The 22,956-nt window shown below is 72.8% G+C and carries 20 protein-coding genes and 1 pseudogene; 7 read left to right on the top strand and 14 right to left on the bottom strand.

Annotation, left to right across the window (positions count from 1 at the left end):
* Window positions 1-19: 19 nt before the first annotated feature.
* The 4 genes and pseudogenes from ACPXB1_RS10725 to ACPXB1_RS10710 all read right to left on the bottom strand — a co-directional run.
* Window positions 20-757, bottom strand: a complete 738-nt coding sequence (locus ACPXB1_RS10725) for a DUF3152 domain-containing protein (protein ID WP_425735138.1) — start codon at window positions 755-757, stop codon at window positions 20-22.
* A gap of 187 nt (window positions 758-944) precedes the next feature.
* On the bottom strand, window positions 945-1,790 hold the full coding sequence (locus ACPXB1_RS10720; protein ID WP_355589507.1) for a DUF3152 domain-containing protein: 846 nt from the start codon (window positions 1,788-1,790) through the stop codon (window positions 945-947).
* A 5-nt stretch (window positions 1,791-1,795) separates the two neighbouring features.
* Entirely contained in the window at window positions 1,796-2,770 is a 975-nt protein-coding gene (locus ACPXB1_RS10715) for an alpha/beta fold hydrolase (protein WP_355589509.1), read from the bottom strand.
* 23 nt (window positions 2,771-2,793) lie between these two features.
* Window positions 2,794-4,398 (bottom strand): annotated as a pseudogene (locus ACPXB1_RS10710) (hypothetical protein); the annotation flags it as partial.
* 957 nt (window positions 4,399-5,355) lie between these two features.
* Here ACPXB1_RS10710 and ACPXB1_RS10705 point away from each other — a divergent pair.
* The 3 genes from ACPXB1_RS10705 (at window position 5,356) to ACPXB1_RS10695 (ending at window position 7,411) form a co-directional block, all read left to right on the top strand.
* On the top strand, window positions 5,356-5,739 hold the full coding sequence (locus tag ACPXB1_RS10705; protein WP_425735154.1) for a hypothetical protein: 384 nt from the start codon (window positions 5,356-5,358) through the stop codon (window positions 5,737-5,739).
* Between the two features lie 741 nt (window positions 5,740-6,480).
* On the top strand, window positions 6,481-7,119 hold the full coding sequence (locus ACPXB1_RS10700; RefSeq protein ID WP_355589511.1) for a TetR/AcrR family transcriptional regulator: 639 nt from the start codon (window positions 6,481-6,483) through the stop codon (window positions 7,117-7,119).
* A gap of 64 nt (window positions 7,120-7,183) precedes the next feature.
* Window positions 7,184-7,411: a DUF3107 domain-containing protein gene (locus ACPXB1_RS10695; protein WP_030329796.1), complete on the top strand. Its 228-nt coding sequence runs from the start codon at window positions 7,184-7,186 to the stop codon at window positions 7,409-7,411.
* Between the two features lie 72 nt (window positions 7,412-7,483).
* Here ACPXB1_RS10695 and ACPXB1_RS10690 read toward each other — a convergent pair whose 3' ends face one another.
* Complete coding sequence (locus tag ACPXB1_RS10690) at window positions 7,484-8,134, bottom strand: ferritin-like fold-containing protein (RefSeq protein WP_355589513.1); 651 nt, start codon at window positions 8,132-8,134, stop codon at window positions 7,484-7,486.
* Between the two features lie 319 nt (window positions 8,135-8,453).
* On the opposite strand from ACPXB1_RS10690, the gene ACPXB1_RS10685 reads away from it, so the two are divergent.
* On the top strand, window positions 8,454-10,142 hold the full coding sequence (locus tag ACPXB1_RS10685) for a DEAD/DEAH box helicase (RefSeq protein ID WP_425735137.1): 1,689 nt from the start codon (window positions 8,454-8,456) through the stop codon (window positions 10,140-10,142).
* 87 nt (window positions 10,143-10,229) lie between these two features.
* Window positions 10,230-11,393, top strand: coding sequence for a class I SAM-dependent methyltransferase (locus tag ACPXB1_RS10680; RefSeq protein WP_355589517.1), 1,164 nt, complete (start codon window positions 10,230-10,232; stop codon window positions 11,391-11,393).
* Between the two features lie 11 nt (window positions 11,394-11,404).
* On the opposite strand, the gene ACPXB1_RS10675 is transcribed toward ACPXB1_RS10680, so the two are convergent.
* A complete protein-coding gene (locus ACPXB1_RS10675; RefSeq protein ID WP_355589519.1) occupies window positions 11,405-11,809 on the bottom strand; it encodes a hypothetical protein in 405 nt (134 codons plus the stop codon).
* A gap of 279 nt (window positions 11,810-12,088) precedes the next feature.
* Between ACPXB1_RS10675 and ACPXB1_RS10670 the strand changes: the two genes are divergently transcribed.
* A complete protein-coding gene (locus tag ACPXB1_RS10670; RefSeq protein ID WP_355589521.1) occupies window positions 12,089-12,505 on the top strand; it encodes a helix-turn-helix domain-containing protein in 417 nt (138 codons plus the stop codon).
* 19 nt (window positions 12,506-12,524) lie between these two features.
* On the opposite strand, the gene ACPXB1_RS10665 is transcribed toward ACPXB1_RS10670, so the two are convergent.
* From ACPXB1_RS10665 to ACPXB1_RS10655, 3 genes are all read right to left on the bottom strand, one after another.
* Complete coding sequence (locus tag ACPXB1_RS10665; protein ID WP_355589523.1) at window positions 12,525-13,442, bottom strand: hypothetical protein; 918 nt, start codon at window positions 13,440-13,442, stop codon at window positions 12,525-12,527.
* Between the two features lie 217 nt (window positions 13,443-13,659).
* Window positions 13,660-15,804: a RecQ family ATP-dependent DNA helicase gene (locus ACPXB1_RS10660; RefSeq protein ID WP_355589525.1), complete on the bottom strand. Its 2,145-nt coding sequence runs from the start codon at window positions 15,802-15,804 to the stop codon at window positions 13,660-13,662.
* A gap of 56 nt (window positions 15,805-15,860) precedes the next feature.
* Window positions 15,861-17,549 carry a BTAD domain-containing putative transcriptional regulator gene (locus tag ACPXB1_RS10655; protein WP_355589527.1) on the bottom strand — a complete coding sequence of 563 codons (1,689 nt, stop codon included), beginning with the start codon at window positions 17,547-17,549 and terminating at the stop codon, window positions 15,861-15,863.
* Between the two features lie 143 nt (window positions 17,550-17,692).
* Here ACPXB1_RS10655 and ACPXB1_RS10650 point away from each other — a divergent pair, with 143 nt between their 5' ends.
* On the top strand, window positions 17,693-18,514 hold the full coding sequence (locus ACPXB1_RS10650; protein ID WP_355589529.1) for a hypothetical protein: 822 nt from the start codon (window positions 17,693-17,695) through the stop codon (window positions 18,512-18,514).
* Between the two features lie 70 nt (window positions 18,515-18,584).
* On the opposite strand, the gene ACPXB1_RS10645 is transcribed toward ACPXB1_RS10650, so the two are convergent.
* From ACPXB1_RS10645 to ACPXB1_RS10625, 5 genes are all read right to left on the bottom strand, one after another.
* Entirely contained in the window at window positions 18,585-19,331 is a 747-nt protein-coding gene (locus ACPXB1_RS10645; protein ID WP_355589531.1) for an SDR family NAD(P)-dependent oxidoreductase, read from the bottom strand.
* Window positions 19,332-19,443: 112 nt separating this feature from the next.
* On the bottom strand, window positions 19,444-20,553 hold the full coding sequence (locus ACPXB1_RS10640) for a branched-chain amino acid ABC transporter permease (protein ID WP_355589532.1): 1,110 nt from the start codon (window positions 20,551-20,553) through the stop codon (window positions 19,444-19,446).
* A complete protein-coding gene (locus ACPXB1_RS10635; RefSeq protein WP_053654083.1) occupies window positions 20,550-21,440 on the bottom strand; it encodes a branched-chain amino acid ABC transporter permease in 891 nt (296 codons plus the stop codon). Before ACPXB1_RS10635 ends, ACPXB1_RS10640 begins: the two co-directional genes overlap by 4 nt.
* A complete protein-coding gene (locus ACPXB1_RS10630; protein WP_355589534.1) occupies window positions 21,440-22,213 on the bottom strand; it encodes an ABC transporter ATP-binding protein in 774 nt (257 codons plus the stop codon). The genes ACPXB1_RS10635 and ACPXB1_RS10630 overlap by 1 nt, the downstream gene beginning before the upstream one ends.
* Window positions 22,210-22,953 (bottom strand): ABC transporter ATP-binding protein, encoded by a 744-nt coding sequence (locus ACPXB1_RS10625; RefSeq protein WP_387156076.1) that lies wholly within the window; start codon window positions 22,951-22,953, stop codon window positions 22,210-22,212. The genes ACPXB1_RS10630 and ACPXB1_RS10625 overlap by 4 nt, the downstream gene beginning before the upstream one ends.
* Window positions 22,954-22,956 lie beyond the last annotated feature (3 nt).

Here is a 22,956-nt window from a genome sequence, read left to right as displayed (position 1 = left end):
TAACGACGACCGGGGTCGATCAGGGCACGATGTCGCCCGAATAGCGACGGCCGTCCAGGTACGGCCAGGCGTTCGCCACACAGCCCCGCAGCCCGTACGTCTGCTGCTGCATCACCGGCGCGGGCTCCCCCGGGCCGGGGCACGCCTCGTGATCCTCGCCGAACTCGTGACCGACCTCATGATTGATCACATATGTGCGGTACGTCTCCAGCGGCGCCCCGTAGTCAGGCACCGCCTCCTGCCAGCGGGCGAGGTTGATGATGACCTGACCTGGCAGCCGACAGGACGTGTAGCGCTCGGTGGTCAGCCCGCCCTCGGCGCACATCCGCTCGGAGGTGACAGGCGTGGCCAGGTAGATGGTGAAGTCGGCGGCTCCGGCGTCGGCCACCCGCTGGATCCGCAGCTCACCGGAGGCGATCCAGCTGCGCGGGTCGGTGAGCACCGCGTCCACCCGGGCGGCGAACGCGGCGGCGTCCTGGCCGGTGCCGCGCTCCACGACGACCCGGTAGCGGCGCAACGGCCCGTCCTCGCCGTGCACAGGTGTCTCGCCGTCGGCCGCTGTGAACCGGCCCGCCCCGACCGACGGATACCCGGTGGGCTCCGGGTGGGCGCCCAGCCCGCCGCCGTGCCCCATCCCGCCCTGGGTGGTGGCCGGCGCTTCGACCGGGGCTTCGCCGCTCCGGCTCAGTGTCACGCCGATGGCGGTGGCGAGAAGGAGTACGCCGAGCAGCAGGCTGCGGCGTCGCCGTCGACGCATCCGGACGAGCGTGGGACGCGCGCCCTCGTACGCCGGTCGGTCCGCGGGCGGCTCGGGCGAGCCGTAAGGGGCAGACGGCATCATGGTGCCAGCCTGCCAGATTATTCGGGCATATCTCCGCTTTTGCCGCCATTTACGCAAGACGGCCTGAAGGCGGCGAACCCGGTCGGCGTGTCGGAGCAGCAGCTCAGAGCGGAGGGCCGGAGTAGCGCCGACCGTTCAGGTACGGCCACGGATTGGCCCGGCACCCCTTGAGGAAAAGTGTCTGCTGCATCATCACCGGCGCCTGCCGGCCCGCACCCGGGCAGCGCTCATGCCGGTGCCCGAGCTGGTGACCCACCTCGTGATTGACCACGTACGTCCGGTAGACCGAGAGCGGCACACCAGCCGCCACGAAATGCGGCACGGACAGCCGCCACCGATCCAAGTTGATGATCACTTGACCGGACGCGCGGCACGACGTGTACGGCCGCCCACCGACCGAGATGTTCACCCCACCGGCGGCACACATCCGACCCGCCGTACGGGCGGTCGCCAGGTAGACGGTGAAGTCCCTGGGCGCGTCCCCCGGCACCTGCCGCAACCGCAACCGGCCACTGTCGACCCAACTGCCCGGCCCGGCCAGCGCCGTCTCGACCGCCTGCCCGAACGCGGCGGCGTCCTCGTTGCTGCCCGCCTCGACAGCCACCCGGTAGTTGCGCAGCGCACCCGCACGGCCCAGCACGGGACCGGTGCGATCGTCGTAACCGAACCGGCCGGTGCCCGCAGTCGGCACCGCCCCGGGCATCCGCAGCACCGGCGGCAGGCTCGACGGCGTCACCGGCGGCACGGACGGGGACGGGGACGGCTCGACAGACGGTGGCAACGGCCCGGCCACAATCGGCGGCGGGCCGACCTCCTCGGCGGACAACCGGTCGGGCTTGCGGCCCGGTCCCTCGGCGACGACTGTCACCGCCGCGACGACAGCCACCACCACCGCCACCAGCTGGGCGATCAACGCGAAGCGCCGGTGACGGCGAGCAGACCTGGGCATCCGGCTCAGCCTGCCAGATCAGACCTCCGCCCGGACTCCTCCGTTTCGGCGAGCAGACCAACCACAGCGCGGGCGACCAGCCGGGGCACCTCCAACTGCGCCACGTGACCGACCCCGTCAAGCATCAGCAGCCGGCTGTCCGGGATGACACGGGCGGTCTGCGGCGCGACGCGTACGTCGACAAGGCGATCCTCCCGGCCACCCACAACGAGCGCCGGCGCGCGTACCGACCCGGCGAGCCGCCACAGCGAACCCGGCCCCGGCAGGTACGACCGCAGGAAGCTGGACACCAGACCCCGGAACGTCCGGACGTACGCGGCCGCGTAGTGCGCCGCCTGATAGCGCACCCGGATCTCCTCCAACGCCTCGGCGCGGCGCTGCTCACCGATACGGCTCAGGTCGGCGACACACGCCTCCAGCACCTGCTGGGCCATGATCTCGGGCGCGAGCTGGGTGAGGTACCGGGCGACCAGCCGCTCGCCACCGGGAATCGCCAGCACCGGCAGCATCCGACCCTGCAACGAGCGCCGGAAGTCCAGGAACGGCAGCGCCGGAGAGATCAGGGTGAGGGTACGGACCAGGTCGGGCCGGAGCCCGGCCACCTGCACCGAGATCGCCCCGCCAAGCGAATTGCCGAACAGGTGGACCGGCCCTCGGCCGGAGTGCTCGATCCACCTGATGACCAGGTCGGCGAAGGCCGGAATCGTGTAGCGGCGACCCGGCTCACTACGGCCGAAACCCGGCAGGTCGATGGCCTGACCGTCCAACCGGTCGGCCAGCAGCCCGGCCAGATCCGTCCAGTTCTGCGACGAGCCGCCCAGCCCGTGCACGTACAGCGCCGGCTCCGCACCGGCGGACGTGGCGGGGGTGTCCCGCACGTACAACGCCGAGCCGCCGAAGCGGACCTCCCGGCCCGGCCACGGCGGCGGAAGGTCGGCCTCGGGAAGGAGGTGGTCCGGCCAGAGGGTCGCGCGCTTCATACCTCCAGTCTGCCCCGGACCGCTCAGGACAGCAGCGCCTCCAGCCGACGGTTGACCGCCGCGAGCGTGGCCCGTACCACCGCCTGCCGGGGGTCGCCTGCCACCAGGGCCGAGCCGGCGAGCTGCTCGACCCAACCCTCGCAGACAAGCAGCACCACAACGGTGGCCACCTCGCAGTTGCCGAACGGCACCACCGCCGCGTGCTCGACGAAACAGCGCCCACGCTCGGCGTTCTCGGCGCCGCTCAACAACTCGTCCACAGCGGCGGCCGCAGCCACAGCGCAGAGACGCAGCACGTAGCCGTCCACAGCCGGCCCGGTGGAGTACCCGGCGGCGCTCTCGGCGCCGGCCAGCAGCCGAACCTCCACATTGGCGTCCAGGCCGAAGGTGCTTACCTGCACATGGTCGATGACCACCCGCGGCCCCGGCGTGCCGCCGGTGTCCAGCGGGCGCGACGGCGCCGACTCCGTCGTGGTCACCTGACCACCGGAGTACGACGTACCCACGGTCGCCGGACTGCCGGTGGCCGCACCGGCGGGCGCGGCCGAGACCGAGCCGGGCTCCTCGACTGTGGCGCGGCCCCGGTGCGGGGCGGCCGCCCTCCGTCGACGCGCGGCGTCCGGGCCGGACCACCGCTCCGGGGCCGCAGGTGTGGCCTCGACCCTGCTCCCGGTCGGGCGACCGGCCGCCGCCTCGGTGGCCGATCGCGCCTGCGCGAGGGTGTCGCGCGGCTCGGCGCCAGTGGGTTCGGCGGCACGCGGGTCGGCCGCGCGGCGGCGGACCGGTGGTGGCGGGGCGGTTGGCAGGCCCGGCACGTTCTGTGGGGCGGCGGCGAGCCCCATCCGCTCCTGGAGCAGCCGTGCGACCTGCCGACTCACCTCGGCCGGGTCGGCTCCGTCAGCCAGGTCCAGTCGCAGGCTGTGCGCGCCCGCCGGGGTGCGGCGCAACGCGGCGTCGCGGACACCTGCCACCTCCCGTACGGCGTCCAGGATGGCGTTGACGTCGAACCCTTCGGGACGCTCCCGCAGCGGTGCGGGCTCGTCGTCGCGTCGCAGGTGAGTGGCGATACGGGCGAGTTCGGGAGTTTCGGCGGGTGGTTCCACGGCTGGCGGCTCCGGCACGACGGGCACGTCCGGTTCCGCGGGGACGCGCTGCGGCAGCACCGCGGTGTCCGGCAATCGGCCGCCGCCGGAATCGGCCGGCGACGCCAGGTCGGGGGCCGATCGGCGAGCGGCGTAGGGAGGGACGGACGTGGATGAGGGCCGGTCGTGACGCCCGGACCCACTGTTGGTAGAGGCCGGAACGGCACCGGCCGAGGGCTGCGGGCCGGCGGACGGACCGGTCGCCGGGGAAGCGGTGCGGGGCGACTCGGCGGAAGGCGGACCGGACGGCTCGGGCGGCTCCGGCCTGAGCCGGAACGGTGCGACCGGGCGCGCCTCCGGGCGGAGCGGGCCGGCCGACTCGCCAGCGTCGCTCGCGCGAGGTGTGCCGGGCAGGCGGGCAGCCGGCCAGGACGGCCGATCGGTCGAGGTCGTTGGTATGCGCCCTTCGGACCAGTCGGGCCGGTCGGCACCCGCGCTCGCCGGGGTCGTCGGCGCTCCGCCGGCCCAGGAGGGGCGCTCCACCGGTGGGACGGGTTCCCCCAGCGGCGGAGTCGCCGGCGGCACGATCGGTGGTGGTGGCGCATCGGTAAGCGTCGGCGGTGGACCGGCAGGCGCAGGCGGCAGGTCGGCCGGCGTTCGGCTGCCGGTCCGTACGGGGCCGCCGGTCCGCACCGGGCCGTCGGTCCGCACTGCACTGTCGGTTGGCACCGGGCCGTCGGTCGGCGCTGGGCCGGCCCAGGACGGCCGCATGCCGGCAGGCGGGCTGACGGGGGTCGGGTCGCCGGGCCACGACGGACGGGACGGCGGACCGCTGGTCGGCGCCGGATCGGGACCGGACCAGGGCGGACGGGACGGCGGACCGCTGGTCGGCGCCGGATCCGAACCGGACCACGACGGACGCGACGGCGGACCGCTGGTCGGCGCCGGATCCGAACCGCCGGCCCAGGACGGCCGGGGCGGGGATGGGATGGTCGACGCCGGACCGGCCCAGGACGGGCGAGGGGGTGGACTGACCGGCGCCGCATCGGAAGCACCAGCCCACGACGGGCGGGACGGCGGAGCACTCACCGGTGCCCGATCCGAACCACCTGCCCACGACGGGCCGTCGGCCGGTGGGCCGCTTGTGGGGGCGGGGCCGTCTGCCCAGGGCGAGCGTGCGGCTGCGCCGGGCTCGGCGTCCGGGTCGTCCCGGGTCGTGTCGTACGCCTGCGGCGGGTCGGCGCGCACCGGCTCGTACGGGCGGGGTGACTCGGCGCGCACCGGCTCGTACGGCCGGTTGGGCTCGGCGACCCAACCCGGCGCGGACTCGTCCCGTGCCTGACGGCCGGCAGGCTCATTGGCCTGGCGTGACCAGGGCGGCTCCCAGCCACTGCCCCGGCTCGGGTGGTTCCAGCTCGGCCCGGACCAGTCCGGCTCGATGGTCGCCGACTCCCCGGCCCGGTGCGTGTCCCCGGCGGGGCGATCGGGCGCGGAGTCGTCGGTGTGCCCGGCACCCCGCTCAGGGTCGGCCGATGCTTCCGGCTCGCGCCAGCCGCGCGGGGTATCGGTGGCCGAACGCTCCCCGGCCGGCCCGCGGAAACCGCGCGGAGCGTCGGAGCCTCGCGGCCCGTCGGAGCCTCGCGGCCCGTCGGAGCCTCGCGGCCCGTCGGAGCCTCGCGGCCCGTCGAGACCACGCTCAGCCTCGAACCCGCGCTCGTCGTCGAAGCCACGTTCACCGTCAAGCCCGCGCTCACCGTCGAAGCCGCGCTCACCGTCGAACGCACGCTCGGCGTCGGCGGCTTGCCGCTCGCCGGTCGGCGCGTGGAGGCCGGGCGGCACCTCGAAACCGGAGGCGGCGGTGCCGACGGGCGGCACCTGGACTGGTGACGGCGTCGAGGTGGGCAACTTGGGGTCGGCCCAGCGGGCGCTGCGCGGGCCCGTCGGATCGGCCGTGGAATGCCGCACCGGGTCGGTCTCGCCAGACGTCTGCTCGCCCGATGGCGCGGGGCGCTGGGCCGGCACCACCAGACGGTCACCGGAGGCGTCGGACCGGGCCTCCGCGGTCAGCCCGGGCGGCGCACTCACCGGCGCGGGACGGCTCGACGGAAGATCGGCGCCGGGAGGGCGTACACCGTGGGTTTCGGCGTCGGCGCGCCCCGCGCCGTTGGTCTCCGGATCGGGGCGACGGACACCGTTGGTGTGGTGACCGTTTACACGCGCCTGAGGCTCGGGCTCCGTGGGCCTGCCGCCCAGCGGGGCAGGCAGGTCGCCGTGCCTCGCGGATGCGGCCCGCCAACCGGACGCGGGGTCGGGCTGCCAGCGTGGCGCCTGCTCCCGGGCAGCCTCGCGCTCGGCGGCTCGGGACCACCCGCCCGCCGGGGGCGCCCACCCGTCGCCGGAACGGCCCGGGTCGTCGTGCTGACCCGTTCCGTCACCGTGCTCTCCCGGGGTGGCGGCTCCGGGTTGCCCTGTTTCACTCACCGCGCGCTCCTTGGTCGCCCCCGCTGAGGCTACCGTGTGGGGAGAGTGGCGATAAGTTACAGCGGCGGGCCATTTCCACGACGCGATCGCGGGCCGCCCCGTCTTGGGGGGAAAATGCCGGCTCGTACGGAGAACTCGGAGGATCCCATGACCGCTGTGGGGAACGGTGCACAGACCGCCGGCAGGCCCACCCGCCTGCCCCGTTCGGCGCGCCGTAAGCAGCTGCTCGCAGCGGCGCAGGAGGTGTTCGTCGCGCAGGGTTACCACGCTGCGGCGATGGACGACATCGCCGAGCGGGCCGGGGTTTCCAAGCCGGTGCTCTATCAACACTTCCCGGGGAAGATGGAGCTCTATCTGGCCCTGCTCGACACGCACTGTGATGCCATCGTTGCCAAAGTGCAGGATGCGATGCACGGCACGAGCGACAACAAGGAGCGGGTCAGCGCGTCGGTGCGGGCGTACTTCGACTTCGTCGACCACGAGAGCGAGGCGTTCCGTCTCGTCTTCGAGTCGGATCTGCGCAACGACCCGGCCGTACGGCAGCGGGTGGAGCGGGTCGAGCAGGGCTGCATCGCGGCGATCACCGACACGATCATCTCGGACACCGGCGTGAGCAGGGCGCACGCCGAGTTGCTCGCCTCCGGGCTGGTGGGCGCTGCGGAGACTGCCGCGCAGTTCTGGCTTGCCCGGGGCCGGCAGGTGCCCAAGGCGGAGGCCGAGGCGTTGGTGGCGGCGTTGTCGTGGCGGGGTATCGCGAGCTTCCCGCTGCAAGGTGAGTCAGCCTGACCACCGCCCCCGTGATCGGATAGCCTTCGCAGGGCGGTTCTTTCGCCCCAGTTGAGGAGGCACAGTGGAGGTCAAGATCGGCGTGCAGTACGCGCCGCGCGAGCTGGTTCTGGACAGCGCGCAGTCGCCGGCCGAGATCGAGCAGATCGTGACCGACGCCTTCGCCGGCAATGGCGGCACGCTCTCCCTGACCGATGAGAAGGGCCGGCGGGTCATCGTTCCGGTCGAGAAGGTCGCCTACGTCGAGATCGCCGAGGCGTCCCCCCGAGCGGTCGGCTTCACAGTCCGCTGACCGGTCCGGCCATCGCGGCAGGTCGGCGTCGGCCACCTGCCGCGGGCCGGGACCGCACAGTCGGCGCGTAGGTCAGTTGTTAAGCCCGACTGTCGCCATTCGCCTGGTGTGCGTCGCCGTGAGCCGCCCGAACAGCCCCGGCACATCGACCCGCTCGCCCTGCGCGATCAGCGTGGTGAGCGCGGGCCGCTCGACAGCAACCCGGCCAGCCTGGGACAACGCCTCGCCGACCAGCCGCCGGGCCCACATGGAGAGCCGGCCGGCCACCCGGGGGTCGGCCGCGACAGCCGCTCTGATCTCGATGGCGGCGAACTCCGCGTAGCGCGAGTCGTGCAGCACATCCAGCACCAGCGCCCGGTCGGGCTCGTCGAGCGCGTCGGCGATCTCCCGGATGAAGTCGTCGGTGATCGCGTCACCGACGTACGCCTTGGTGACGACCTCCGCCCAGTCCCGTGGCTCGGTCGAGTCGTGGTACGCCTGCAACGGTTCCACGTAGGGCGCCATCGCGACCTCGGGAAGTACGCCGAGCGTGGTGAGCCGGTCGGCGAGCCTGCGGTAGTTGGCGATCTCGGCCGCCGCCATCTCGTCCAGACCGGCGCGGCGGTGCAGGTCGGGGGCGAGTCGGGCGTCGCCGGCCCTCCGTTCGAAGGCGAGCAACTCGCCGAAGGCGACAAGCCCCAGCAGGTCGGCGACGGCAGGACCGGGGGTGGTCGGCGCGGACACGAGCGCAGGCTACCGCGCGCGGAGGCCCGCCGGGTGGCCCGTGCGTGGCACACGGAGCCGCGCGAGAGCCGCTGTGGCGCGGGTCACAATGGCGCCCCCCGCGTGGCGGCTGGCCGCCCGGGAATCGGGACGTGAGCTTGCCTGTTCAGGTAGCATGGAGCAGTTGCCGTGGGCGCCGATCTGATCGAAGCTCAGCCCGCGGCGCGCGTGCGGCCCGGTCCGGCTCGGCAGTCTGCCCCCGACCGTGTGGCCCGCGTCATACCGAACGCGCCCTGAGGACATGACGGGCGCACCCACGAGAGGGCACCCCCACATCCACATGAGCGAATTGATTGAAGATCTGATGGACGGCCAGGAACTGGCACCCACAGCCCCGGTTCGGCCGGAGGCCCCCACCTTCGCCGCGCTCGGCGCCCGCGACGAGACCGTCGAGGCCCTGGCAGCGGCCGGCATCACCCGTGCGTTCGCCATCCAGGAGTACGCGATCCCGATCGCCCTGCGCGGCGTGGACCTCATCGGCCAGGCCCCCACCGGCACCGGCAAGACCCTCGGCTTCGGCGTCCCGCTGCTGGAGCGGGTCTTCGCTCCGAGCGAGGGCAGTGACGGCGTTCCCCAGGCGCTTGTCGTCGTCCCCACCCGTGAGCTGGGCATCCAGGTCGCCAAGGACCTCGCCGCCGCCGGCCGCACACGCGGCGTCCGGGTGCTGCCGATCTACGGCGGCGTGGCGTACGAGCCGCAGATCGACGCGCTGCGCAAGGGCGTCGAGATCCTGGTCGGCACCCCCGGCCGTCTGATGGACCTCCAGAAGCAGAAGCACCTCCGGCTGGACCGGGTACGCGCGCTCGTCCTCGACGAGGCTGACCGGATGCTCGACCTGGGCTTCCTCGACGACGTCGAGAAGATCCTCGCGATGCTTCCGGAAGACCGGCAGACGATGCTGTTCTCGGCCACCATGCCGGACCCGATCGTCACCCTGTCCCGGCGCTTCCTGCGCCAGCCGATGACGATCCACGCCGGGCACACCGCCGAGACCGGCCCGTCGCCGCAGACCCAGCAGCTTGTCTACCGCACCCACTCGATGAACAAGGTCGAGGTGGTGGCGCGCATCCTCCAGGCGGAGGGCCGCGGGCTGACCATGATCTTCACGCGTACCAAGCGGGCTGCCGACCGGGTCGCCGAGGACCTGGACTTCCGCGGGTTCGCGGTCGCAGCGGTGCACGGTGACCTGGGCCAGGGCGCCCGCGAGCGGGCCCTGCGGGCCTTCCGGGCTGGCAAGATCGACATCCTGGTCGCCACCGACGTGGCGGCCCGGGGCCTGGACGTCACAGGCGTCACCCACGTCATCAACTACGACTGCCCGGAAGACCAGGACACCTACACCCACCGCATCGGCCGGACCGGCCGGGCTGGAGCGACGGGCGTCGCGGTGACCTTCGTCGACTGGGACGACATGCCCCGCTGGCGGATCATCGACAAGACCCTCGGTCTGGACATGCCCGAGCCGCCGGAGACGTACCACACGTCGCCGCACCTCTACACCGACCTGCACATCGCCACCGAGGTCAGCGGCACGCTGCCCACGGCGGAGCGCACCCGGGCCGGCCTGTCCGCCGAGATCGAGGAAGACCTGGGTGGGACGACCCGTTCCCGCCGGGGCGACAGCGGTGGTCGCGGTCCGCGTCGCGGTGAGAGCCGTAGCGAGGGCCGGGGCGAGCGCCGTGGCCGGGGCGACGGCCGCCGCGACCGCACCGACGCCGATACGCCGGCCGCCGAGGCACCAGCCGACGCCGCTGGCGACGAGGCCACCCGTACTCCGCGCCGCAGGCGTCGCCGCCGGGCCGGCGAGCCGGTCGCGGCCGAGGCCACCGCGGTGATCTCCGCCGACGCGGCACCGGCCGAACCGGCCGCAGCCGCCGCCGACGGCGAGCCGTCCAAGCCGCGTCGCCGCCGGCGCCGCCGTTCTGGCGGTTCCGGCGCGGGTACGCCGGCCGAGGCGACCGCGGACTGACCCGCAGATCCACCCGACATCCCCCGGACCGCCTGAGCGCGGTACGGGGGATGTTCCCTTCCCGCCCCACCTGCCGAAGATGGAACGATGCCGGAACCACTGGACGCCGCCCTCACCGAGGTCCGCACCCTGCTCCTCGACCCCACTCTGACCAGGGCCGTCGCCGCCGGCCGCCGACGGGGTCGCCGTCCCGCAGTGGCCCGGGCCGAACTGCGGCCGGTGACGATCAAGGCCGGTCCCCGGCTCCAGATCGCCACCTCCGACGGTGTACGCCCGTACACCCGCAATGTCGCCCTCGGCGCGGAGTCGGCTGCGGCGGTCGACGAGCTGCTGGCCGAGCCGTTCGGCAACTGGCACGTCGAGACGGCCGACGCGACGCTCCAACTGCGGGTCACCAAGTCCGGCGAGGCGCAGGTGCACCGGGCGGCGACGGCCCGACCGGCGGCAGCGCCCGCTGGAAATGACCGGGCGAAGGAATACCTGCTGGACCCGGGTGACGAGATCTTCGCCGAGATCGGCGGCTCGGCGGCCAAACGCCGCCAGGTGGACGCGTTCCTGCGAGCCCTGGCCGCCACACTGCCCGACGAGTTGACCGGCCCGTTGCGGGTTGTCGACCTGGGCTGCGGCAACGCCTACCTGACCTTCGCCGCGTACCGCTACCTGTCCCGGCGTGGGCTCGACGTCGAACTGATCGGCGTTGACGTCCGTGAGGACCAGCGGCGGCGCAACACCGAGCTGGCGCAGCGACTGGGCTGGGCCGACAAGGTCAGCTTCGTGGCCGGGACTATCGCCGACGCGGTCGTCGACCCCGCGCCGGATCTGGTGCTGGCGCTGCACGCCTGCGACACCGCCACCGACGAGGCGCTGGCCCGCGCGGTGCGCTGGGAGGCCCGCTGGGTGCTTGCCGCGCCCTGCTGCCACCACGACCTGGCCAAGCAGCTACGCACACAGCCCCCACCTACCCCGTACGACCTGCTGACCCGGCAGGGCATCCTGCGCGAGCGCTTCGCCGACGTCCTCACCGACGCGCTGCGGGCCGGGCTGCTGCGGGTGCACGGCTACCGGGCCGAGGTGGTGGAGTTCGTGGACTCCCAGCACACCCCGCGCAACCTGCTGATCCGTGCCCGCCGTACCGGCGCCGAGGCAACCGGGGCCCAGCGTGCGGAGTACCGCGAACTGGTCGACAAGTGGCGGGTCACGCCCCGCCTGGAGAGCCTGCTGGCCACCGCCGACCAGCCACCCGTCGCCTAGCCGGTCCGGCTTCAGCGTCGCCGGCCGCCGCTGCTGCCCCGGTCCCGACCGCCGAGACCACGGTCGAACACCGACACCCGGTCCCCGTCGGGCCATTGGTTGACGCGGTCGCCCCCGACCGGGCTGATCGGGAAGGGCACCACCTTGCCCGCGCCCTCGGCGTTGCCGGCCGCCGCGAAGGCGTTCCACGAAATGTCGACGAGCAGCTTCTTCGTCTCGGCATGCCGGATGGCGGCGTTGCGCTGCAACGCCAACCGGGAGCCCAGCACGACGGCGACAAGCGTCGTGGTGATGGCGCCGGTTGCGGCCAGCACGTCCACACCGGTCGCCTCGTGGGTGCGGAACGCCATCAACAGCAACCAGATCCAGAACGCGGCGGCGAACACGCCAGCCTTGGCGACGAAGAAGAGGCTCACCGCACCAGGTTGGTACGGCCGCGGACGACTCGATTCGGCCATGGTGCTCCTCGGCGGTGGTCCGATCGGAGGCGACAGGCGAACAAACGCCCTGCCGGGACGGGCACCGAGCTTAGTAGAAGAACGACGATGATCGCTCGGTGGTGGCACAGGTACAGCGGGAGACGGAGTCTCATCGATGGGACGGTTTGTGTGGTCAGTCAGTGGTTTCCGCCTGCGGGCGTACTACTCTCGTGATGCATCGCCCAGTGCCCAGCCGGGAGGGATCAACACACACGGATGGGTTCCGCAGACGTTACACCGCAGATGGCCTTCGCCCGCTTCGTCCGTCGCGCCATCGACGACGCGCGCGACGAGCGCGGCTGGACCGTGACCGATCTTGCCCAACACACGGGCGTGGGTCGCTCCACGGTGTTCCGTTGGCTGGCTGGCGACTGGCAGGATTACCCCGAGCTGGCAAAGGTTCGCGGTTTCTGCGCCGCACTGGACCTGCCGGTGGCAGCCGCGTTCCGGGCACTCGGGCTGCCCGACGCGGGGCCGGCACCCCGCAAGCGCGGCGACGACGGTCCGGTAGAGGCGGACGTCCGCGTCATCCTGGACCGGCTGGCCGATCCCACCGTCCCGGCCGAGGAGAAACACCACATCCGCGACCTCCTCCGCTACCTGGCCCGCCGCCCCATCCGCCGAGCCGGCTGACCCCACCGCGAGGTGTGGGTCAGGGGATCGTCAGCGTGAACTCGGCGGTGTGCACGATCGTGTCGACCTGGAAGTCGAGGTACAGGCGGTAGCGCCCCGGGTCGGGAATGGTCAGCCAGAACTTCACCTGGCCGTCCACCAGTTCCAGTTCCGGGTGCACGTGCAGGTAGCCGAGGTCGCCCTCCCGCAGCGCCACCAGGTGCCCGTACGCGCCGAGGTAGCGCTCCAACGCCGCGACACCGCCCGCGCCTTCGACCCGGAACGTCAACGGCACAGTCGCCCCGGCCTGCGGGCTGCCCTGGTAGCTGACGGTGAACCCGTCCACAGTCGTCGACGTGGCAGGCTTCGGCAGTGGGCGCGGCTGGTAGCCGCCTGGCGCGACGAGGTCCACGCCGACGGTCACGGCCGTCTGGCCGCCGTCGTCGGCCACCGCTGTGAAATCGGCGTACGCCCGCCAGACGCCCGGCTGGGCGAGGGTCAGCGGCACCGACCAGGTGCCGTCGGACGCCATTGTCGGATGCAGGTGCTGGTAGCCGGTGAGGTCGCGGCGGACCACGATGAGGTGCATCGGCTTGTCGTGCACGACCGCGAAGCGGGTGACCGGCCGGCTCTGCGCGTCCCGCACCTGGAAGCGCAACTGCCCCTGCTGGCCGACCGGGAACTCGGTGGCCAGCGGCGCGAACGTGTAGCCGGACGAGCTGACCGACAGGCCGCCGGCTTCGGCGCCCGCCTGCCCGTCGGTGCCCGTCACGGCACCGTGATCGTGGACTCCGGTGCCCGGCGGGTGGGTGTGCCCGTCGGTCGATGACGACACACCGGCGGTGGCGGTGCCGCCGGTCCCTCCGCTGTTGAGACGGCCGAGGCCGAACCCGAGCAGCACGGCGAGCACCAGGCCGCCGACCACAAGCGCAAGCCGGATCGTGCTCCGGTCCGCCACGGAGGAGACCTGGTCAGACACTGCAGGCGTCCAGCACGTGGCCCGTCGCGGCGGCGCCGGCGTCCAGCGGGCGCGCGCAGGGGACGGGGTGCGGATCGGTCATGTCGCCCACGGTACCGTCGCCGCTGGCCAGCCCTGGTCGACGTCGCGACGGCGTGGCGACCGTCGCAATCCGCCCGCGCCGGGAACTTTTCCGCTCCGGGCGGGGAGCGACCGGTCAGCCGGCCACCGCGAGAGCGAGGGGCAGCACGTCCGGTGCGCCGGCCCGGCGCAGAGCGCGGGTCACGATCGTCATCGTCCAGCCCGAGTCGACAAGATCGTCGACGAGCAGCACCGGGCCGTCCAGGCCGGCCAGCGCGTCGGCCAGGTCGGCTGGCACCGTGAAGGCGTCGTGCAGCGCGCGTACCCGCTGGGCGCTGTTGCCGCGCGGCCCACCAGGGCCGCCCGGACCTGTCGACGCGATCTCGCCAAGCAGCGGCAGCCGGCCCACGGCCGCGATCCGCTCGGCAAGCGAGCCCACCAGCCGGGGCCGTCGCCGGGACCCGACCGCGACCACCGCCACCGGCCGGCGGGGCCACGGGTCGTCGCCGTGCGCCCACGCCTTCAGCACCTCCACGACGGCCCCGGCCACGTCGTCGGGCACCGCCGTGTCGACTGCCTCCGGGCCGACCAGCTCGCGCAGCCGGCCACCCCAACCCAGGTCGGAGAGACGCCCCACGGCGCGCCCCGGCAGCGCCTGGTCCGTCGGGGCGATCCGGCCCTTCAGGGGTACGCCCACAGCCTCCAACCCGGTCGGCCAGAGCTTCTTCGGCGCGATCTCCACGCCGGGGCGGCCCAGGAACGCCTGCGCGGCGGTGAGCGCGGCGGTGGACACGTCGGCGGAGAACAGGGGCTCGGCGCACCTGTCGCACCGGCCGCAGTCGGTCGCCCCGGTGTCGTCCAGGCGCTCCCGCAGATATCGCATCCGGCAGTCGGGGGTCGACGCGTACTCCCGCATTGCCTGTTGCTCGACGGTGCGCGCCTCGGCGACGCGGCGCAACCGGCCCTCGTCGTAGACCCAGGGCTCGCCGGTGGCGAGCCAGCCACCGCGCACCCGGCGGACCGCGCCGTCCACGTCGAGGACCTTGAGCATCAGCTCCAACCGGGCGCGGCGCAGGTCGACGAGGGGTTCGAGGGCCTGGGTGGAGAGCGGGCGGTCGGTGTGCAGGGCTGCCAGCACGGCCCGGACCTGCTGCTCGGGCGGGAACGCCAGCGAGGCGAAGTAGCGCCAGATCGCGGCGTCCTCGGTGCCGGGCAGCAGTAGCACCTCGGCGTGTTCGACGGCACGGCCGGCGCGGCCGACCTGCTGGTAGTACGCGATCGGTGAGGGCGGAGCGCCGAGGTGGACGACGAAGCCCAGGTCGGGCTTGTCGAAGCCCATGCCCAGCGCGCTGGTCGCCACCAACGCCTTGATCTTGTTGTCCAGCAGGTCCTGCTCGGCGGCTCGCCGGTCGGCGTCCTCGGCCTGCCCGGTGTAGGAGGCGACCGGGTAGCCCCGGGAGCGCAGGAACTCGGTCGTCTCCCCCGCTGCCGCAACGGTGAGCGTGTAGACGATGCCCGAGCCGGGCAGCTCGTCCAGGTGGTCGGCGAGCCAGGCCAGCCGGTGCGCCGGTGTGGGCAGGTCGAGCACACCGAGGCGCAGCGACTCGCGGTCCAGGGTGCCGCGCAGGACGAGCGCGTCGCCCAACTGCTCGGCCACGTCCTGGGTGACCCGGGCGTTCGCGGTGGCGGTGGTGGCCAGCACCGGGGTGCGCTCCGGCAGCTCGGCGAGGAACGTGCGCAGCCGTCGGTAGTCCGGCCGGAAGTCGTGCCCCCAGTCGGAGACACAGTGCGCCTCGTCGACGACAAGCAGGCCGGTGGTCGCGGCAAGCTTCGGCAGCACGCCGTCGCGGAAATCGGGGTTGTTGAGCCGCTCCGGGCTGATCAGCAGCACGTCCACAGCACCGGCCTGGATCTCGGCGGTGATGGCGTCCCACTCGTCGAGGTTCGCCGAGTTGATCGTGCGAGCCCGGATGCCGGCCCGCGCTGCCGCCTCGACCTGGTTACGCATCAACGCCAGCAGCGGCGACACGATGACGGTCGGGCCGTGCTGGCCGCCCTGCGCGCCACCCTGGTCGCTGTCGCGCAGCAACGCGGTGGCCACGAAGTAGACAGCCGACTTGCCCCAGCCGGTGCGTTGCACGCAGAGCACCCGCCGCCGGTCGACGACAAGCGCCTCGATGGCCCGCCACTGGTCCTCACGCAGCCGGGCGTGCTCACCGGCCAGCCGGCGCAGCACCGCCTCGGCCCGCTCCCGTACCGCCGCCCGCTCTGCTGTCTCCACCCGACATGTCTACCAGCGCCGTGCGTCAGAACCCCGGCCCGCGCGGGAGGTGGCGGTCACGATCCGGGCGCCCGCGCCTCGTCGGCCAGGACGGCTGGAGGGAGGAACAGCAGCAGGTCGCGCAGGGGCTCGGTGGCCGTCGGCGGCAGCAGGCAGCGCGCGGCGAGTTCTTCCATCGAGGTGTACGGGCCGCGTAGCCACCGGTCCACAGCGATCTGCCGGCACTGCTCGGACGTCAGGCCGGGCAGGCCGGTGAGCACCTGCTCCGGGACCGCGTTGACGTCGATCAGACCGCCGTCGTCGAAGGTCCGGGGAAGGTCGGGCCGCCCCACGCGCAGCTCGTCGCGGGCCGCCGGGTGGTGGTAGAGCAGGTAGCGGGCGTGCTCACGACGGATGCGCCGCTCCTCCTGGGCGCGTTGCTTCGCGCTGCCGCCCAGGTTTCCGGTGATCGCCGCCCAGAGCCCTCGGCTGAGCAGGATCACGTGCACCGCTCCGAGGATCCAGGTGACGACGGCCAGCCCGAGGAACGTAACCGCCTCAAGGCCGGGCACCTCGGCGTCCGGGTTCTCGGTGTCGAGCAGTGCCACCTCGACGACGACTATCGCCAGGTAGCCGATGCCGGCGACGGCGAGACGCCAGCTACGCCGCCAGACCGCGTAGGCCAGGATCACCAGCCAGGTCAGACAACCGAAGGAGAACAGGACGAGCACCGTACCGGCGAGGGTGGCGGCCCTGCTCGCCCAGGGCGGCGACTGGGGTCTCGCAGGCCGGCTGTCGGCCACCGGTGGCGGGAGCAGGATCGGCGGCGGGAGCAGGGCCGGCGGCGGATAGCCGACGTCGCTCGGGAACCGACCCGGCGCGCTCGGCGGCTCCCAGGCGCCGGACCTGAGCCCGGCGGTCGGGGACGGCGCCAACGCGGGCAGCTGCCGATCATCCGACGGCTTCGCCGGTGCCGTAAGCGGCTTCGCCGGTGCCGTGAGCGTCGGGTCGGAGCGCAGGATGCGCCTGTGCAGTTCCTGGAGCGCTTCGCCCGGCTCGATGCCGTACTCCTCCCGGAGCAGGCTGCCGAACTCCCGGTAGGCGGCGAGCGCCTCGGCCTGCCGGCCGCTGCGGTGCAGCGCGAGCATGAGCTGGTGCCGCAGCCGTTCCCGGACGGGGAACTCGGCCACCAACTCCCGCAGCTCGCCGATCAGTTCCCGGTGCCGGCCGAGGTCAAGTGTCAGCTCGGCACGGGTCTCCAGCGCCACCGCCCGCAACTCCACAAGCCGCTGCCGGGCGGCATCGAATATCGGCCCGGTGAAACCGACGAACGGCTCCCCCTGCCACAGCTCCAGCGCTGCGGCCAGCTCGCTCAGCGCCTCGGTGGCGCGGCCCTCCGCGTGGCGTTGCCGGGCGCGGTGCACCGTCCGCTCGAAGCGGACAGCGTCCACCCCATCGGGGTCGACCCGCAACAGGTAACCGGCGTCGGTCAGGCTGAGCACCTGCCCCGGCGTACGCGGTGACCGGTCCGGCTCCAGCACCCGGCGCAACCCGGCGACGTGCTTCTGCACCACGTTGGGGCCGTTCGCGGGTGGATCCTCCGGCCAGACCGCCTCGACGATCTGCCCCGTGGGCACCGAACGGCCGACGGAGAGCAGCAGAACGGCAAGCACGGCACGCTGCTTACCGGGGCCGAGATCGATCTCCCGGTCGGCGTACCAGGCCCGCTGAGGCCCGAGGATCTCGAAACGCAGCGTTCCTGACATGCGAGTTTCCGCTCCTGATACCCCCGTGGGGCACCGGACGGCAGTGCCCGGCAGCCGGACGGCAGCATATCGGCAGTCGGACCGCCGCGGCGGCCGGCAGCATCGTCGTCGGCAAGAGCCACGCATCGAGAAAGAGAAGTGTGATGACACAGGCAACGGGCACCGCCGGCACCATCCGACGGACGTTCGGCACGGTCGCCGCTGTGCTGGCCACGGCCAGCCTGCTCGCGGGTTGCGGGTCGAAGGACGAGCCCGCAGCGGCGCCGCAGGACACCCCGGCCGCCAGCCCGAGCGTCAGCCCCAAGGAGGCGCTGATCGACGCCGTACCCGACGGCACCGAAGGGACGTTCCGGTTCAGCGGCAAGGACGCGTCCAGCACGCTCACCGGTTTGATCGACCACGAGTCGAAGGCGTTCGAGCTCCACACCACGCTGCCGCCGGACTCCGACGGTATCGCCGTGAAGATGTCGTTCCTCGTGATCGGGGACGAGACCTGGATGAAGGCGAAGTTCACCGGCCGTCCGGGCCTGCCGAAGCTCCCGAACAAGTGGTTGAAGTTGGACCCCGCGAAGCTGACCGACGCCGCCTCCATCCCCACCTACGACGGCGCGGACCAGGGCAACGCCGGGCCGCTCCTCCAGGCGGCCACCTCCGTGAAGGAGCAGAGCCCCGGACGGTACGTCGGGTTCATCGACGTGAGCGAGGGAGAGGCGGCGAACTCGCTTGAGGACGGCGAGGCGGCGGCGCTCGGCGAGGCCGCCAAGAAGGTGCCGTTCACCGCCGTGGTCGGCGAGGACAAGCACCTGGCCTCGCTGACCCTGAAGATCCCGGCCGCCGGCAAGGCGAAGGCGTACGACTACGTCGTCAAGTACACCGACTACGGCAGCGCGCCGAAGATCGGCGTGCCTACCGGTGCCGCCGCCACCAAGGCACCGGCCCTGGCGTACGAGTTGCTTAACGGCTGAGCCACGACGTAGGGGGCGGCGGTCGCACGGGGGACCGCCGCCCCTTCGTCGTCGGTGCGTTGGCGCGTGCTCAGCGGCCGAGGACCGAGCCCCCGTTGACTCCGAGGACCTGCCCGGTGACGTATCCGGCGGCCGGACTGGCGAGATAGCGCACGGCCTCGGCGACGTCGTCCGGCACTCCGGCACGCCCGACCAGCGTCGCCGCCACCCGCTTCGCGTGCCCCTCGGCGGTCATCCGGTCGCCGAAGAACTCGGTCTCGGCGACGTAGCCGGGGCTCACCACGTTCACCGTGATCTGCTCCGGGCCGAGCTGCGCGGCCAGGTCGTACGCCCAGCCGTGCAGGGCAGCCTTCGCCGCCGAGTACGGCCCACCGCCGCCGCGCTGGGCGGAGATCGAGCTGATCAGGATCACCCGGCCGCCAGGTCGGCGAAGGGCCGGCCGCAGCGCCTCGGTGAGCAGCACGGCGGTGAGCACGTTGGCGTCCAGGTTGGCCCGCCAGTACGCGGCGGTTCCGGCGAGCGTGCCCGTCTCCCCGCTGAGGTACCCGCCGGCGTTGTTGACCACCACGTCGACCGGCCGGTCGCCGACCGCCGCGAGAACCCGGTCGAGGTGCGCCGGGTCGGTCAGGTCAGCGGTAACGGCGATGACGGCGTCGGGACGCCCACATTCGACAGAGATCCGCTCCGCGGTTTCCGTCAACACGTCCGCCCGCCGGCCGACGATCAGAACGTCGTACCCGTCCCGAGCGAGCGTCCCCGCGACGGCGGCGCCGATCCCGGTCCCGCCCCCACTGACAACCGCAAGCCGCCCGCCCATCTCCCCGACCTCCCCGCACACAGAATCCCGTCGATCATGAAGTTACCTGTCTCGAACGACGGCGTGTCGCCCGACAACCTCATGATCGACGGGATTCTGGGGGGTGGGGCGGTTAGCGGCGGGTGGGGGGGCGTAGGGCTCTGGTTAGGTGGGACAGGCGGGGGGCGAGGCTTGTCAGGCCTCCGGGGAAGAAGTAGACGGCCAGGATGAAGACCGTGCCGAGGACGAACAGCGGCTGGCTCAGCGGGTTGCTGAGGAAGGCCGGCAGGTTGTCCACCGCGTCGCTCGTGCCGAAGGCGGTGAGCCGGTGGTCCAGGTACATGTAGAGGACGCCACCGAGCACCGGCCCCCACCGGGTGCCCGGCCCGCCGAGCACCACCATGACCAGCAGCGACAGGGTCAGCTCGGACGACGTGATGTGCGGTGACGCGCCGCCGACGATCAGGACGTAGACCACCCCACCCGCCGATGCCAGCCCGCCGGCCAGGGTGAACGCCACAAGCTTGTAGCGGTACGGGTCCAGCCCGAGCACACCGATCCGCCGCTCGTCGTCGCGGAGGCCGGCGAGCACCCGACCGGTTGGTGAACCGCTCACCCGGTGCACCACGAAGACCACGAGCGTCAGGTACGCCAGCGCCAGCCAGTACAGGTTCACCGTGTTCGTCACCCCCACCAGGCCGGCGGGCAGCCCGGACACGTCCAGCGGCAGCCCTTCCTCGCCGCCGGTGAGCCCACCGAAGTCGCGCGCCACCAGGATCGCCCCGACCTGTGCGAAGGCCAGCGTGACCATGGCGAACGCGATGCCCACGGTACGCAGCGCCACAGCGCCGAGCAGCGCGGCGAGGATCGTGCCGCCGGTGATGGTCAGCAGCGCCGCCTGCCACAGCGGCAGGCCGGCCCGGGTGATGAGGATGTCGGTGCCGTACACGCCTGCCGCGAAGTAGAGCGCGTGCCCGAAGGAGAGCATGCCGGTCCGGCCGAAGAGCAGGTCGTACCCGGCGGCCAGCCCGCCGAAGATCAGGCAGATGGCGAGCAGTTGCAGGGTGCCCGGTGAGTTGAGCGGCCCCTCGAAGATCCCCGGCAGGGAGATCGTCGAGTACGGCAGGATCACCAGCACCGCCAACGCCACGAGCGGCAGGAACGGGCGGACCCCGTGCCACCGCCCCCGCTGCGGAGTCAGCTCGTCGGGCACCTGCGCGGGAGGAGCGTCGATCACCGTCATGCCGTTGCCACCTTTCCGGCGATGCCCTGCGGGCGCAGCAGCAGCACCACGGCCAGCAGCCCGACCACGCAGATGTCGCCGAGCCCGGACGTGCCGTAGTAGTTGACGAACTGCTGCACCAGCCCGACGACGACCGCCGCGTACGCGGAGCCGACCACCGAGCCCATCCCGCCGATCACCACCACGATGAACGCGAAGATCAGCAGCGAGCCGCCCTGACCGGGCGAGACGGTGCCGAAGTAGACGCCGCCCAGCGCTCCGGCGAGCGCGGCTGCCGCCCCACCGATCGCGAAGACCAGCGTGAACGCCTTGCGGACGTCGATGCCGAGCGCTGTCACCATCTCCCGGTTCTCCACGCCGGCCCGGATCACCAGGCCGTACCGGGTCCAGCGCAGGAAGGCAAGGATCGCGCCGAGCACCAGCACCGCCGCGATGATCAGCAGCAGGCCGCCGTTCGGCACCTGCGCGCCGAGGATCCCGGTGACCTGTCGGGTCCAGTCAGGACGCGGGAACGGGCGTGCGTCCGCACCCCAGGTGGCCTGCAACAGCGCCACCCCGGCCAGCGACAGGCCGACCGTGACGAGCACCTGCTCGATGGTGCGGGAGTAGAGCGGACGGATCAGCACCAGCTCGACAAGGATCGCCACGAGCGTGCCGGCGGCCACCCCGAAGGCGACAGCGAGCACGAAGCCCCAGCCGTCGCCGCTGGCGCCCGGCAGGTTGCCCGCCGCCCACCAGGTGCCGTACGCGCCGACCCCGAGGAACAGCCCGTGCGCGAAGTTGAGCACGTCGGCCAGGCCGAAGACCAGGGACAGGCCGGAGGCGACAAGGAAGTACAGCGCCGCCAGGCCGAGCCCGGTCAACGCCAACAGGATCACGGTCCCCATCAGCCTGCGTCCTTCCCGGCCACGGCAGCCCGGTCCGCGCCGGTCGGGCGGTGCGCCTCACCGGTGCCCACGCCGAGCAGCGACTTGGTCAGCGCCGTCTCCAGCAGCAGCTCGCGGGCGTCGCCGGTCCAGGCCACCTTTCCGGCGGCGAGCACCACGGCGTCGCGGGCCAACCGTCGTACCACCGCCAGGTTCTGCTCCACGAGCAGCACCGGCACCGACTCCGCGACCCGTTCCAGGACCTCGGCCACCTCGGTCACCACCTTTGGCGCCAACCCCTTGGTCGGCTCGTCGATCAGCAGCAGCCGGTTGTCGTTGAGCAGCACCCGCCCGATCGAGAGCATCTGCTGCTGCCCGCCCGAGAGCGAACCCGCCCGTTGCCGTCCGCGCCGGTCCAGCTCCGGAAAGAGCGCGAAAACCTTGTCGTACGCGGGAGTAGTGCCGCGCCGCTCGGCGAGCCGCAGGTTCTCGGCGACGGTGAGGCCGGCGAACACGTCCCGGTCCTCGGGCACGTAGCCCAGCCCACCGCGGACCAGCCGGTGGGTGGGGCGGGCCAGCAGGCTCTGCGCGCCCATCCGGATGGCGCCGCGCACCTCGCCCGCGGGCGGGGTGAGGCCGAGGATGGCGCGCAACGTGGTGGTCTTGCCGACGCCGTTGCGGCCGAGCAGGACCGTCACGCCGCTCGGGGCGACAGTGAAGGACACCCCCTGGAGGATGTGCAGCCCGGAGATCCGGACCGACAGGTCCTCCACACTGAGGATCGGTTCGGTCACAGGGACTCCCCCAGGTAGGCCTCTTGCACCGTCGGGTTGGCCATCACCGTCTCCGGGGTGTCGCAGGCCAGCAGCGCGCCGTGGTGCATGACGGCGATCCGGTCGGCCAGTTCCAGGATGACGTCCATGTGGTGCTCGACCATCAGCACCGCCCGATTGCTGTCCCCGGTCAACGACTTGATCACCGCGACCAGTTCGGGTACGTCCTCGGCGCTCACCCCTGCCATCGGCTCGTCCAGCAGCATCACCCGTGGTTCACCGGCGAGCAGCAGGGCGATCTCCAACTTGCGTTTCTCGCCGTGGGCCAGGGTGCCGGCCAGCGCCGTACCCCGGTGGGCGAGGCCGACCCGGTCGAGCGCCGCGTCGGCGGCGGCGGCCACCTCCCGGTCGGCCGCCGCCCGCCGCCACAGTGCCATCGAGCCCCCGCGGTGCGCCTGCACGGCGAGCCGGACGTTCTCCCGCACGCTCAGCGAACCGAAGACCGAGGATGCCTGGAAGGTACGGCCCAGACCGAGGCGGGCCCGCCGGTGCGGCGGGAGCGCCCCGATGTCCTGCCCGTCCAGGGTGATCCGGCCCTCCGTGGCCCGGCGCAGGCCGGTGATCAGGTTGAACAGTGAGGTCTTGCCTGCGCCGTTCGGCCCGATCACGCCCAGGAACTCTCCGGGCGCGAGGTCGAGGTAGACGCTGTCGACGATGGCGACCTCACCGATCCGCCAGGTCAGACCGCGGGTGGCGAGCATTTC

Source organism: Micromonospora sp. DT68 (assembly GCF_049847245.1).
In the GTDB taxonomy this organism is placed as follows: Bacteria; Actinomycetota; Actinomycetes; order Mycobacteriales; family Micromonosporaceae; genus Micromonospora; species Micromonospora profundi.
This window is presented reverse-complemented; position numbering and strand designations above follow the sequence as displayed.